The organism is Thermasporomyces composti (genome assembly GCF_003386795.1).
Classification (GTDB): domain Bacteria; phylum Actinomycetota; class Actinomycetes; order Propionibacteriales; family Actinopolymorphaceae; genus Thermasporomyces; species Thermasporomyces composti.
In genome coordinates this window covers 1,093,855-1,107,123 of sequence record NZ_QTUC01000001.1, presented here as the reverse complement: position 1 = coordinate 1,107,123, position 13,269 = coordinate 1,093,855, and the positions used below count along the sequence as shown (strand labels likewise).

The following is a 13,269-nucleotide window of genomic DNA, read 5'->3' as shown; positions in this document are numbered from 1 at the left end:
CGGGTCGTCCTCGTCGCGTCGAGTCAGCACGCGGAAGGCGATCGTCCCCAGCGACAGGGCGGTGGCGGCGACCAGCGTCCACGCCTTCGACGCCAGTCCCACCAGGATGGCGAGCGGTAGCGAGAAGTCTCCGAGTCGCTCAGGCATCGCCACCGCCAACACAGTGAACGTTCCGAGGGCGGCCAGCGGTGGGAGGACGCCGGCGGTGAACATGTCGGACCGCCGAACTCCAGCCGCGATGCCGAACGCCGTCAGGACGAAGCCCAGGCTGAAGAGCGCGCTCAGCCGCCCGGTCACCAGGAGATCCACGACTGAGACGGCGAGCCCGCTGCCGAGCGCGATGAGCACGGCGGCCCAGGCCGGCAGGCCACGCTCCGGCGGCGTCGGTCGACCGCTCCGCCGGAGGCGCTCGTCCGCTCGAGGAGCGAGGGCGTCGCGCGCGTGCGGCGTCGACCGGGACGACCTGGCGGCTGAGAGCGGGCGCGGGTCGGTTTGCTTCGTAGCGTCGGCCTCCTTGGCCTCCGGCAGCCGGTGACCGCGGGGGCGAAGGTATTCCGGGTAGTCGTCGGGCAGCTCCCGTCGGCGGCTGTACAGCCTCTCCGTGTGTTGCGAGGGCCGCTCGTGTGACCGCTCCGCGCGCGTGGGCAGGTCCGCAGCCGCAGAGTCGGTCGGCCGCTGGTCCGAGTCGAGGTGCGGGGTCTGGCGTCCGGGGTCCCGCGCGTGGCGACCCGCCGTGGTCGGCTGGCGCGGTCCCCACGGATCAGCGGGATCCGCGAACCGATCAGTGGCCTCGGGCGACGCCGGGTCATGGCGACCGCTTCGGTCGTCGACGTGGGAGCCGCGGTCGCCGAACCGGGTCGCCGGACCGGACGTCTCCAGCTCCGACGTGCTGGGCGGAGACGTGCTAGGCGGGCCAGCGTGCGCTCCGCCATGGTGCCAGCCGTCGCCGCGGTCCCATGAGGCGTCGAACCGGGCGGTGAGCTCGGTGGCCGGGCCCGGGCGGTCGGGTCCAGACGGGCGCGGGTGGGAGGCTGTGGCTCGGGAATCGACGTGGTCGGGAGTGGGCTCCCCCGGCTCGTCGTCTCGGTAGGTGGGTACGTCGGGGAGGTCGGCCAGAAGGTCGACGGGATCGCTCACAGCCCAGCTGGGCGAGACGTCGCTGCCCTCGACGTCGGTCGGGCTCCGGTGGCTGCCATCCGTGCGCGAACGCTCGGCGGCGTGCGCCCCGAGGTCGGACCCACCGACCGTCGCAGACCAGGTCCGGGCGCTGGCTCCCGGATCGTCAGCGGCCCGGTCTCCGACCGCGGAGGTCCACCGAGACCACGTCTCATCGCCGACCGGACCGGGGGAGCCGGAGTGCGGGGTGGCCGGCGTGGCCGTGGGGAACGCCGACACACCCTGCGGGTTCTCGCCAGCCGCGTGCCGAGAGCCCCGCACGGGTTCGGAGTCCGGCGGCACGTCTCTGCGGCGTCGTCCCGCAGGTCGGCTCGACGAGCCGGTTGGCTCGGTCCACCGGGTCCAGTCCCCAGGCCCGGCATGGGACGTGGGGGAGCCGGCATGGGACGTGGGGGAGCCGGCATGGGACGTGGGGGAGGTCGCGTGCGCGCCGGACCGGTCCCAGCCTGGGGTGTCATCGGGTGGCTGCGGGCCCGGTTCCCACGAGGTCGAATGGACCGAGCTCGACGAGGCCGGGCTTGAAGGAGCCGGGTTTGACGAGGCCGGGCTTGACGAGGCATGGCGTGGCCGGGGCCGGAGGTCATCCCCTGGCGTGCGGTCGTCTCCTGGTGAGGGACCGAGGTGACGCGCGGGTGGCTGGGGGTTGTCCGACCGTTCGTACCCGGTGCCGGCAGGGTCCGGCGTCGACGGCGCGGACGCGAGGCGAGCCCGCTTCCCGGCGCCGAAAGTCGGGCGGTTGGTCTCGACGCCCTCCGGCATGGGGGCGGCGCGACGGCCGCGTTGACCGGACGGTCGAGGAGACGGCTGGGACGGTGTCCTGGACGAGGACCGTTGCGATGGCTCCAGCGACGGTGGCTGGCCGTAGGTGGGACCCCCGACCTGGGCCCTGGCGCCCCACGGCCCCGGCTCGATGTCCTCGAACTCGACGTGCATAGCCGGCGGAGAGGGGTGGGTGCCGGCGAAGCCGACCTGGCGGCCCTCCGAACCGACGACACCGTCGAGCAGTGAATCGTCCGCCATGGGGCCGTCCACGGGGGGTGCGGGCTCGAGGGGACGGTTGGTCGCCGCCCGTCGCCCGCCCGCAGGGCCCGCTGGGCGGTGCCTCGGTGGCAGCACTCTGTCCCGGCCGGATTCCTGCACCACGCCACGATATTGCCCGACAAGGTGACACGTCACCTGCTCTGGGCGGCCTTGGGCCGTTCCCGGGTGTTGCCGGACGGTTCGCGGGGTATGAGAAGAGGTTCGTCCCGCTCGCGGTCCCCCGTCCACTTCGACACTCGTGGCGCCTCCGGGCTACCGCTCGTTCCTCTGGTCCGTGAGGGAGCGGACGGCGCGAGCCTCGGCAGCCGACGCGACGAGCTCGGCCGCGGCCAGCGGGCGAACCGCTTGGTCGACTGGGGTGGGGTTCTCCAGCTCCTCGGCGGTGACCTTGAGATCGCGGAGGCGGCGAGCGGTGACCAGGACTCGAGTCTCGAGCGAGCCGATCGCCTCGTTGTAGGCGCCGACCGCCCCGGCGAGAGACCTGCCGAGCCGATCGAGGTGACGGCCGAGCCGACCGAGGCGCTCGTAGAGCTCTCGCCCCAGCTCGAAGACCTCGCGGGCGTTCTGGGTCAAGGACTGTTCGGTCCAGGCGTACGCGACGGTGCGGAGGAGGGCGATGAGCGTGCTCGGCGTCGCGAGGATCACGCGACGTTCGGCGGCGTACTCCAAGAGCGTGGGGTCGGCTTCGAGCGCGTGGGAGAGGAACGCCTCGCCCGGCATGAAGAGGACGACGAACTCCGGCGTTGCGGGCAGACGCCGCCAGTAGGCCTTGCTCGCCAGGGCGTCGACGTGGGCGCGAACCTGACGAGCGTGGGCGACCAGTCCACGTTCCCGGGCCTCGTCGTCGGTGGCTTCGGCCGCCTCGAGGAACGCCTCCAGGGGCACCTTCGCGTCGATCACGATGTGCTTGCCGCCCGCGAGGCGGACGACGGCGTCGGGACGGTGGACGCCGTCGGCGGTGGAGGTGCTGTGCTGGAAGGTGATGTCGCAGTGCTCGACGAGGCCGGCCAGCTCAGCGGCCCTGGCCAGGTGGAGCTCTCCCCACCGCCCCCGCACCTGAGGCTTGCGCAGTGCGGTGGCGAGGGCACCGGTCTCCCGCCGGAGCGCCTCCCCGGTCAGGCGAACGGCGTCGACCTGCTCGCGCAGGGTCGCCTCCAACGCGACACGTGACTGCTCGAGCTCGCGCAGCCGCGCGTCGAACCGGTCGAGGCTCTCCTTCACCGGTGCCACCACGCTCTCCGCGGCCCGCATCCGCGCGTCCGCGAGGGTGAGCAGCTGCTGGCTGGACTGGGTCATCGCGTCCGCCGAGGCGGCCTTGACCTGCTCGGCGAGCGTACGCCGGTCGGCCGCCAGCTCGGCGAGTCGGCTCTCCGCGGCGTCCCGTTCAGCGGTGGCTCGGGCGAGCGCGTCGCCGATGCGCACGCGGATGAGGAGCGCGCCGATGACCATGCCCACCACGAGCCCCACCAGGAAGGTGAGGAAGGTCGTCGCGTTCATGCGATCACTGTGACGCGTGCCACCGACAGTCCGTGTGAGGTGGGCAGTCCGTGTGGCGCGGGCAGACCGCGTGGTGCAGACGGGCGTCGACAAGCGGCGCGCTCGCGCGGCCAGGCGGTCCACCTGCTCCGGAGCCGGCGACCCTGCGTAGGCTTGTTCGTCGTGGCCTTGTCGATCGGGATCGTGGGTCTTCCCAACGCCGGGAAGTCGACCCTGTTCAACGCGCTCACCGCGAACGACGTGCTCGCGGCCAACTATCCGTTCGCGACGTTGGAACCGAACGTCGGCGTCGTCGGAGTCCCGGACCCCCGGCTCGAGGTCTTGGCCCGCCTCTTCAACTCGGCGAAGATCGTCCCCGCCACGGTGCAGTTCGTCGACATCGCGGGCCTCGTCCGGGGTGCCTCGGAGGGGGAAGGGCTGGGCAACCAGTTCTTGGCCCACATCCGGGAGACGGCGGCGATCTGCCAGGTGACGCGGGTGTTCAGTGACCCGAACGTCGCGCACGTCGACGGCAAGGTCTCGCCGGCGGACGACATCAGCACGATCACGACCGAGCTCATCCTCGCCGACCTCCAGACGATCGAGAAGGCGTTGCCGCGTCTGGAGAAGGAGGCGCGAGTCAAGAAGGACCTGGGCGAGAAGGTCGACCTCGTCCGCCAAGTCAAGTCCGCCCTCGAGAAGGGCACCACGGTGTTCGCCGCCGGCTTGGACCGGCCGGAGCTCAAGGAGCTCAACCTCCTCACCGCAAAGCCGTTCCTCTACGTCTTCAACTGCGACGAGGAGGCGCTCACCGACCAGCGGCTGCGAGCGGAGCTCTCCGAGCTCGTGGCACCCGCCGAGGCGATCTTCTTGGACGCCAAGCTCGAGGCGGAGCTTCAGGAGCTGTCGCCGGACGAGGCGCTGGAGCTGCTGAAGTCCATCGGCCAGGACGAGTCCGGGCTGGCCATGCTGGCCCGGGTCGGGTTCGAGACTCTCGGCCTGCAGACCTTCCTCACGGCTGGGCCCAAGGAAGCCCGGGCGTGGACCATCCGCCGGGGCGCCACCGCGCCCGAGGCCGCCGGTGTCATCCACAGCGACTTCCAGCGCGGCTTCATCAAGGCCGAGGTCGTCTCCTTCGACGACCTGGTGGAGGCAGGGTCCATGGCCGAGGCGCGCGCCCGCGGCAAGGTCCGCTTGGAGGGCAAGGACTACGTGATGGCCGACGGGGACGTCGTGGAGTTCAAGTTCAACGTCTGATCTCCCGCCATGCCGTCTGGGCGGCGTCGCTGAGCGATCGCCTGGCCTGAGGGCGCGAGTGCGGAGGCCGCTTTCGATCACGGATCGTGATCAGCGCGCGTCGTCACCCCTGCGATACAAGGCGCGCTCGTTCCGCCCATCACCAGGATCAACTTCCCGCATTGTGGACACAACCCGCCTCGAATCCCTCCTGTCGGGCACAATGCCGCGCGAGTCGGCCACGGGGGCCGTACCGGCACAACCGAAGCACGGCTCCCGGCGGGCAACCCGGGAGTGGGTGAGGCCTCACTTCGGCCACGCAGCGTGATCGTCCTTCGCTGCATCGGGGGGTTCCGGCGTGGGCCCTCGTCGGAGGCCGTGCGAGACGACAGGCCAGCTGACGGAAGGAGATCGGTTGAGGGTGCCCACCGACCCCGACAATCTCGGAAGCCCCGACAATCTCGGAAGCCCCGACAGTCTCGGACGCTCGTATCAGCCTCGACATCGCGGCACGCCGCGGCAGCGATTCGGGAAGCCGGCGCGAGCCGCCGTCATCGCTGGCGTGACCGCTTTCGCTGTGGGCACGGCCACCTTCTGGATCACCGATGGGAAGCCGGTCGAGGTGGTCGCCGCGCTCCAGTCCGAGGCCAAGGACCTGCCGGCCGGCGAGACGCAGGCGAGGATGCTGAACGCTCCCGCGCGGGTACGCCCCGCCACACCACGGGGGACGCCCGCCACACCGGGGGACGCCACGTCGGCCACTGCGGCTACCCCGTCGGCTTCGCGGACCTCGACCACCCCTACCAGGACCGCCACGCCGAGCGCCACGCGCACTCCCCGGGTGAGTCGCTCGGCGACGCGGACCCCCCGGCCCGTGGCGGCCACGACGACGAAGCCCGAGCCGAAGCCCTCGCCCAAGCCGACCAGCAGCGACGGTCGTCCGGCGTTCGCGCTCCCGTTCGCCTGCGGGGTGAGGGGCCGGCTGACCACCTACGCCGGTCACGCCCCGGACGACATGAAGCTGGACATCTTCAACGCCGACGGGGAGTCCCGCGGCACTGACGTCGTGGCGTCGGCCGCGGGGGTGGTTGACCGGGTGAAGCCCTCGAACGGTCAGGTCAAGATCCACCACGGCGGCCGCTGGTACACCATGTACATCCACATGGGAAGGATCGTCGTCCACGACGGTCAACGCGTCGAGGCGGGCCAGAAGATCGGCGAGGTCGGCTCGGTCAACACCGGTGTGGCGCACCTGCACTACGAGCAGATCTACGACCAGAACAACGACGGGTACGGAAGCAGCCCCGCGGAGATCACCTATCCGGTCATCCAGGGCGTGAAGTACAGCCTCAGTCCAGGCGACGAGCCGATCGTCAAGAGCGAGAACGGCTGCTGACCACGATCGCCAAGGCCTCCTGCGGGCCGCCGGTGATTGCGGCACGATGGCTGGGTGGACGCCGATGTCGAGGAGGTGGCGGCGCGCCTGTACGTGGTGCCGCCGGACCAGTTCGTCGCGGCGCGTGACGAGCAGGTCCGACGTGCCCGCGACCAGGGCCGGCGTGAGCTCGCCCACGCGCTGAGCCGCCTCCGTCGGCCGACGCATGCCGCGTGGCTCCTCAACCTGCTGGTGCGGGAGCGCGCGGACGCGGTGGAGGAGCTGCTCGCCTGCCGGGAGCGGTTCCAGGAGGCGTACGAATCCGGCGACGGGGGCCTGCTCCGTGAGCTCTCCGCTCGTCGGGAGCGGCTGACGACGGAACTGGTGCGGGCGGCCCGACGGATCGGGGCGAACCGGGGTGTCCGGGTCACCGCCGAGACCGTGCGGGAGATCGAGCGCACACTCGGTGCCGCCCTCGTCGATCCCGACGTCGCGAGACGGGTGCGAGGCGGCCGCCTGGCCGCGCCGGCTGAGTACGTCGGCTTCGGTCCCGCGTGGTCGGCTCCTCCCGCCCCTGGCCGGCGCGGTGGGCCGGCAGAGGAGGCTCCGGGCGCTCCGCAGCCCGCTCGCCGTCGACGATCCGCGCGGCGGCACGCGGAGCGAGAGCCCGAAGGCGGGGAGCGGCCTCCGCGACCCGCCGAACGACGGGACGAGCGCGCCCAGGCCGCGCGGGCCGCGCTCGAGGAAGCCGAGCGGGAGCTCGCCGAGCGACGGGCCGCGCTCGAGGAGGCGACTCGTCGCCGCGACGAGGCGCAACGCGAACTCGTCGCGGCTCGAGCCCGAGTTCGCGACCTCGAGAAACGTCTCGCAGCCCTGGATCGTGGCGTGCGCGCGGAGTCCAGGCGGCACGACCGCGCGGTGGGCACGCTGGCCTCGGCGCGACGGCGCCTGGAGCAGGCGACCCGCCGCTGAGGGGGCCGGCGAAGGCAAACGTCGAGGGCGATCCCTGGCGGTGGGCCAACCGTCAGGTCCTGCGCTTTTCCCGGACGCGGGCGAGGATCCGCCGGGCGGTGGCCTCCTCGGCCTGGTCGGCGCTGGTGATGGGGATGCCCTTCGCGCGACGGATCTCCGCACGTTCGATCACCAGCTCGGCTTCCCGCTCGAGGAGCTCGGTGATCTCGCCTCCAGGTGTGTTGTGCCAGTAGTCAGCCGGTTGCGCTGATTTCTCACTGAGTGGCTCGGCCTGTGTGGAGAACAGGGCCAACCGGCGGGCACGAACCCGGCGCAGGTCCGCGGTGACATCGGTTTCGCTGCGCATGGCTACCTCGCTCGCTGCGACGGCCTCCCGCAGCTCCTACCCCGAACGTGGGTGTCCTCACCGCCGGCTCGCCGGTGTGTCAGCACGGTCGACGAACCCACGAGGGCACACGTCGCGGCCGCTCCTGCGATCCGCTGTGACCCATGCTGAAGGAGGGAACCGATGGCCCAGGTCGATGCCGTATCACCGAGCCGGACGGTGATGCCTCTGACGCCTTGGCCGGCGCTGAGCTCGGCTCGGGGAACCTGGCCGACGAGGAGGACCTGCGGGTGGCGGCGTGATGGGGATCGTCGAGGCCTCCGACCCGAGCGACCCGCTCGGGCGGATCGCGGCGGGCGCGTAGCGTCGGCGAGCCGCGAGACGGCGAGGCCACTGGGCCGCGAGCGAGTTCGCAGACAGCGGTACACGGCCGGGAGGCCGCGGGTGTCGTCGATCCCCACGGCAGACGACCCTCGACGAGGCGGCGCAGAAGGTGGCACTCTGGGCGACGAGAGGGACTATCGGCCACCGGAAGCCGGGACGATGAGCGAACTCCTCACCGATGACCAGATCACCGAAGCGCTGCGCACGCTGCCCGGCTGGGAGGCCAGGCCGGGGGCGATCGTGCGCTCGGTGCGGGCCCCGGACTTTCGGACGGCCATCCGACTGGTCGATGAGGTGGCCGAGGTAGCCGAGCAGCTCCATCACCACCCCGATATCGACATCCGCTGGACGACGGTGTCGTTCTCGTCGACGACCCATTCCCAGGGCGGTGTCACCAACAACGACCTCGAACTCGCGAGGCAGATCAACCTCGTCGTGGCGCAGGTCGTCGGGTGAGCGCTGAACGGCCCGCCTGTGATCACCGGCCGGGTAAGATCCATGTAACGTCGATGTTTCGACGACGCGTGCTCGCCGGGCGGCGGCGTGGCCGTGCCGGGGCGATGTCCTCGTGAAGGGCTCGATCCGCCAGTGACGCTTTCTGTCTGCTCAGGCGGTCGTGCCCAAGGGATGATTCTGCGATTTTTCGGCTTGCCTAGTCGATCACCGAAAATTTTTGAGTAGATCGCTTCGTTGTCCGCGATACCTCTCGCAAGATCGTTGACTGGCTGCCGGATTGTTGGGCATCCTGGAAATCGATGGCGGACGGGACGGTACCGGCTCCCGATGGCGCGGGCCGCGGCCGATACGCGACCCCGCGAGGTGATCACGATGAGGGAGCGATACACGTACGAAATCGCGACTCGTTCCCAGGACGGCCAGTGGCGCACCGCCCTACGTCGCGATGACACCTTCAGTCGTGACCCGGCGTCGATCGCACGGAGCCTGCTCGAGCAGTGGATCATCGACCACCAAGGCAAGCTTCCCGGCGGTCGGGTGTTCATTTACCGCGGATCCCACCAGCTCTCCGACCGCATCACTCCTTCGGTGCGGGTGCAAGTCTTCCGCGGCGCCCTCCAGGAGCGTGAGGACCAACCGGTGGCGGTTGCCTATCTGGGCCACGCGGAACGTGACTATCCACGGAACCGGCAGAGCGGACGCCGCTTTGTCGCCTCCTACAGCTCTCACCTGAGCCGGTTGTCGAAGCTGCGGCTTCCGCCGCAGCGGCCCGGCGACGGACGAGCTGACGAGCTTCGGGACCTCCGCACCGGCATTCGGCCCTGAGCCGGTACGTGGAGAGCTGAGGTCCTGGCCTTGGCTTCTCCCGAGAGACGGCATTGGCCTGCGCGCCGGTGTGCGCGCAGGCCAATCTGACGCCGGCTCAAGCATCGCGCAGGCTCGGTCACCGGCCAGGCTCAGTCACTGAGCAGCCTCAGCCATCGGGCAGCCCCAGTGAATCGGGCAGCCCCAGTCATTGGGCAGGCCCAGTCGTTGGGCAGGCCCAGTCATTGGGCAGGCTCAGGCGACTGAGCTCCCGCCGTAGTCTGCTTGCGCGGCGCCCGCACCTGCTCCGGGGTGAGCTTCTCGCGCTGGTCGCGACGGAAGATCTTCGAACCCAGCCACACCAGCGGGTCGTACTTGCGGTCGACGACGCGCTCCTTCATCGGGATGATCGCGTTGTCGGTGATCTTGATGTTCTCCGGGCAGACCTCGGTGCAGCACTTGGTGATGTTGCACATGCCGATGCCCGCCATGGACTGCGCGAGCTCCCGCCGGTCGTGGGTGTCGAGCGGGTGCATGTCGAGCTCGGCGTAGCGGAGGAAGAAACGCGGTCCCGCGAACGCCCGCTTGTTCTCCTCGTGGTCACGGATGACGTGGCAGACGTTCTGGCACAGGAAGCACTCGATGCACTTGCGGAACTCCTGGCCGCGCTCGACGTCCTCCTGCATCATCCGGCGCTTGCCGTCTGGGTCAGGCGGCGCGGGCGCGAAGGCCGGGACCTCCTTCGCCTTCTCGTAGTTGTACGAGACGTCGGTGACGAGGTCCTTGATCACCGGGAAGGTCCGCAGCGGCGTGACGGTGATGGTCTCGTTCCGGTCGAACGTCGACAACCGCGTCATGCACATCAGCCGCGGACGTCCGTTGATCTCGGCACTGCACGACCCGCACTTACCCGCCTTGCAGTTCCAGCGGATCGCCAGGTCATTGGCTTGCGTGGCCTGCAGTCGGTGCAGCGCGTCGAGGACGACCTCGCCTTCCTCGACTGGAACGGTGTAGTCCACCAGCGAGCCGCCGTTGACGTCGCCCCGCCACACCCTCATCGAGAGGTCGTATCCCATGTGAAGTCCTTCTCCCAGGGCTGGGTCGCCCCTGTTACTCGAACAGTGCCTTGAGCTCGTCAGGCATCTCCGGCAGCGGCTGGATGGCCAGGTCGATCCGCCCGTCCACCTGGCTCAGCACGATGTTCTTGGTGCCCCACTCCGGGTCCGCCATGGGGTAGTCGTCCCGGGTGTGCCCGCCGCGGCTCTCCGTCCTGGTCAACGCCGCGCGAGCGATGCACTCCGAAACCGTGAGCATGTTGCGCAGGTCGATGGCCAGGTGCCAGCCCGGGTTGTACTGCCGGCCACCGTGCACGGAGACCTTCGCGGCGCGCTCGCGGAGCTTCGCGATGTCCTCCAGGGCCTGCTCCAGCTCGTCGGCCTTGCGGATGATGCCGACGAGGTTGTGCATGACCTCCTGCAGGTCCTTCTGGACGTCGTAGGGGTTCTCGCCACCCTTGCTGGTGAAGGGGGCGAGGACCGTCTCGCCGGCGGCGCGCACCTGGTCGTCGCGGACCCGCGGTCGGTTGTTCTTGGTCCGGATCGCGTGGTAGGCGGCGTTGAGACCGGCCCGGCGCCCGAAGACGAGCAGGTCAGAGAGCGAGTTCCCGCCGAGGCGGTTGGAGCCGTGCATACCGCCCGCCACCTCGCCAGCGGCGAACAGACCAGGCACCGCGGCCGCTCCGGTGTCGGCGTCCACTTCGACACCACCCATGACGTAGTGGCACGTCGGGCCGATCTCCATCGGCTCCTTGGTGATGTCGACGTCAGCCAGCTCCTTGAACTGGTGGTACATCGACGGCAGCCGCCGCTTGATGAACTCCGGATCCCGTCGGGAGGCGATGTCGAGGTAGACGCCCCCGTGCGGGGAACCACGACCGGCCTTGATCTCGGCGTTGATCGCCCGCGCGACCTCGTCCCGGGGCAGCAGCTCCGGCGGTCGACGGTTGTTCTTCTTGTCGGTGTACCAGCGGTCGGCTTCCTCCTCGGTGTCGGCGGTCTCGGCCTTGAAGAACTCCGGGATGTAGTCGAACATGAACCGACGTCCCTCGGAGTTCCTGAGGACACCGCCGTCACCGCGCACCGACTCGGTGACGAGGATGCCGCGCACCGACGGGGGCCACACCATGCCCGTCGGGTGGAACTGCACGAACTCCATGTTGATGAGCTTCGCCCCGGCGCGCAGCGCCATGGCGTGCCCGTCGCCGGTGTACTCCCAGGAGTTCGAGGTCACCTTGAACGACTTGCCGATGCCGCCGGTGGCGAGGACCACCGCTGGAGCCTCGAAGACGATGAAGCGACCGCTCTCTCGCCAGTACCCGAAGGCACCGGCCACGCGGTCGCCGTCCTTGAGGATCTCGGTGATCGTGCATTCCATGAAGACGTCGATCCCGAGAGCGACCGCTCGCTGCTGCAAGGTGCGGATCATCTCGAGCCCGGTGCGGTCGCCCACGTGGGCGAGTCGCGCGTAGCGGTGGCCGCCGAAGTCACGCTGGGAGATGAGGCCGTCCTTGGTCCGGTCGAACAGCGCGCCCCACTCCTCCAGCTCCAGGACGCGGGCGGGAGCCTCCTGGGCGTGGATCTGCGCCATCCGCCAGTTGTTGAGCATCTTCCCGCCGCGCATGGTGTCCCGGAAGTGGACCTTCCAGTTGTCCTCGGGATAGAGGTTGCCCAGCGCGGCGGCGATCCCGCCCTCGGCCATGACCGTGTGAGCCTTGCCGAGGAGGGATTTGCAGACGATCGCGGTGCGCGCGCCCGCGTCGTGCGCGGCGATGGCCGCGCGCAGGCCGGCACCGCCGGCGCCTACGACGACGACGTCGTAGACGTGCCGTTCGGCGGTGATGTCGGGAGCCTCTGTGCTCATGATCGTCCTTGTCGTCGAAGCCTCAGTTGAACAACCTCGGGTCGGAGATCCAGCCCGCAGAGACCGCCATGATGTAGGCGTCTGTGAAGATGACCGTGAAGAGCGAGATCATCGCGAACTGGCCGTGGCGGACGTTGAGCTTCGAGATCAGCGTCCACAGGCGGTACCGCACGGGGTGCTTGGAGAAGTTGCGCAGGCGGCCGCCGAACACGTGACGGCACGCGTGGCACGAGAAGGTGTAGCCCCACAGCATCAGCACGTTGATCCAGATGATGATCGTGCCGAGGCCAACTCCGACACCGCCGTTCTTGCCGTGCAGCGCCAGGATCGCGTCGTAGAGGTTGATGAGCGCGAAGACCACCGCGCCGTAGAAGAAGTAGCGGTGGTAGTTCTGCAGGATGAGGGGGAACCGCGTCTCGCCCGAGTACTTCTTGTGCGGCTCCGGAACGGCGCAGGCCGCCGGCGACAGGAAGAAGGACCGGTAGTAGGCCTTCCGGTAGTAGTAGCACGTCGCCCGGAACCCGGCGAGGATCACGAACGTGATGAACGCGATGGGAACGAACGGCGGCGGCGCCGGCAAGGGCTGACCGAAGTGGCTGGAGCCCGGCACACAGGCGGCGCTGATGCAGGGCGAGTACACCGGTGTGAGGTAGTGCTCGTCAGGGGCCCAGTAGTACTTGTTCATGAAGATCCGGACCGTCGCGTAGACGACGAAGAAGGCCAGCACTACCGCCATGTTCAGAGGTGGCAGCCACCACCGGTCTCGGCGCAGGGTCTTCTTCTCGATCCGCGCGCGCCCGGGACTCAGCACTCCCGTTGCCATGTCAAGCCAATCCTCTCCCGCACCTGCGTGGTGCAAGTGACGGCCCGCTCCCGAGTGTGCTCCTCGGTCCGCTGGGCCCGACGTGTGGGTCCGGCACCGCCCGGATGTGGTGGCGCGATCAGCGCGATCACCGGGCGACCCGGCCGGTGTGTGCCAGAGTCATCCCCATCCGTCCAGCAGGGTTGACCCCCATCGAAGGTGGGCCTGGGTCGGCCCCACGTGGTCGGTGGGCCATCTGTCCGATGGGTCGAACGCGGCCACCGGGGCGGGGTCGGCCCCTGC

Annotated in this window: 12 protein-coding genes and 1 pseudogene; 6 read left to right on the top strand and 7 right to left on the bottom strand. The window is 69.8% G+C overall.

The annotated features are described in order from the left end of the window. Positions 1-27: 27 nt before the first annotated feature. Both DFJ64_RS20190 and DFJ64_RS04820 read right to left on the bottom strand, forming a co-directional pair. Positions 28-1,935: pseudogene (locus DFJ64_RS20190) on the bottom strand (DUF6542 domain-containing protein); the annotation flags it as partial. A 534-nt stretch (positions 1,936-2,469) separates the two neighbouring features. Beyond that, positions 2,470-3,714, bottom strand: coding sequence for a DNA recombination protein RmuC (locus tag DFJ64_RS04820; RefSeq protein WP_115849356.1), 1,245 nt, complete (start codon positions 3,712-3,714; stop codon positions 2,470-2,472). 162 nt (positions 3,715-3,876) lie between these two features. Between DFJ64_RS04820 and ychF the strand changes: the two genes are divergently transcribed. Next, positions 3,877-4,950: a redox-regulated ATPase YchF gene (gene ychF, locus DFJ64_RS04815; RefSeq protein ID WP_115851828.1), complete on the top strand. Its 1,074-nt coding sequence runs from the start codon at positions 3,877-3,879 to the stop codon at positions 4,948-4,950. A 471-nt stretch (positions 4,951-5,421) separates the two neighbouring features. Here the strand turns inward: ychF and DFJ64_RS19380 are convergent, their stop codons facing one another. Beyond that, positions 5,422-5,919: a hypothetical protein gene (locus tag DFJ64_RS19380; protein ID WP_170152496.1), complete on the bottom strand. Its 498-nt coding sequence runs from the start codon at positions 5,917-5,919 to the stop codon at positions 5,422-5,424. 25 nt (positions 5,920-5,944) lie between these two features. On the opposite strand from DFJ64_RS19380, the gene DFJ64_RS04805 reads away from it, so the two are divergent. Both DFJ64_RS04805 and DFJ64_RS04800 read left to right on the top strand, forming a co-directional pair. Next, a complete protein-coding gene (locus DFJ64_RS04805; RefSeq protein ID WP_147304599.1) occupies positions 5,945-6,325 on the top strand; it encodes a M23 family metallopeptidase in 381 nt (126 codons plus the stop codon). Positions 6,326-6,379: 54 nt separating this feature from the next. Further along, positions 6,380-7,276 carry a hypothetical protein gene (locus DFJ64_RS04800; RefSeq protein ID WP_115849353.1) on the top strand — a complete coding sequence of 299 codons (897 nt, stop codon included), beginning with the start codon at positions 6,380-6,382 and terminating at the stop codon, positions 7,274-7,276. Positions 7,277-7,328: 52 nt separating this feature from the next. On the opposite strand, the gene DFJ64_RS04795 is transcribed toward DFJ64_RS04800, so the two are convergent. Then, entirely contained in the window at positions 7,329-7,622 is a 294-nt protein-coding gene (locus tag DFJ64_RS04795) for a hypothetical protein (protein ID WP_115849352.1), read from the bottom strand. A 143-nt stretch (positions 7,623-7,765) separates the two neighbouring features. Between DFJ64_RS04795 and DFJ64_RS19375 the strand changes: the two genes are divergently transcribed. The 3 genes from DFJ64_RS19375 (at position 7,766) to DFJ64_RS04785 (ending at position 9,266) form a co-directional block, all read left to right on the top strand. Next, on the top strand, positions 7,766-7,903 hold the full coding sequence (locus DFJ64_RS19375; RefSeq protein WP_170152495.1) for a hypothetical protein: 138 nt from the start codon (positions 7,766-7,768) through the stop codon (positions 7,901-7,903). Between the two features lie 241 nt (positions 7,904-8,144). Next, the gene (locus DFJ64_RS04790; protein WP_115849351.1) at positions 8,145-8,441 is read left to right on the top strand and encodes a 4a-hydroxytetrahydrobiopterin dehydratase; all 297 of its coding nucleotides are present in this window, start codon (positions 8,145-8,147) and stop codon (positions 8,439-8,441) included. Positions 8,442-8,813: 372 nt separating this feature from the next. Then, on the top strand, positions 8,814-9,266 hold the full coding sequence (locus DFJ64_RS04785) for a hypothetical protein (RefSeq protein WP_147304598.1): 453 nt from the start codon (positions 8,814-8,816) through the stop codon (positions 9,264-9,266). A gap of 221 nt (positions 9,267-9,487) precedes the next feature. On the opposite strand, the gene DFJ64_RS04780 is transcribed toward DFJ64_RS04785, so the two are convergent. From DFJ64_RS04780 to DFJ64_RS04770, 3 genes are read right to left on the bottom strand one after another with little or no spacing between them, the layout of a single operon-like run. Beyond that, positions 9,488-10,321 (bottom strand): succinate dehydrogenase/fumarate reductase iron-sulfur subunit, encoded by an 834-nt coding sequence (locus DFJ64_RS04780; protein ID WP_115849349.1) that lies wholly within the window; start codon positions 10,319-10,321, stop codon positions 9,488-9,490. Between the two features lie 34 nt (positions 10,322-10,355). Then, complete coding sequence (locus tag DFJ64_RS04775; protein ID WP_115849348.1) at positions 10,356-12,164, bottom strand: fumarate reductase/succinate dehydrogenase flavoprotein subunit; 1,809 nt, start codon at positions 12,162-12,164, stop codon at positions 10,356-10,358. A gap of 22 nt (positions 12,165-12,186) precedes the next feature. Continuing rightward, a complete protein-coding gene (locus DFJ64_RS04770; protein WP_115849347.1) occupies positions 12,187-12,987 on the bottom strand; it encodes a hypothetical protein in 801 nt (266 codons plus the stop codon). Positions 12,988-13,269 lie beyond the last annotated feature (282 nt).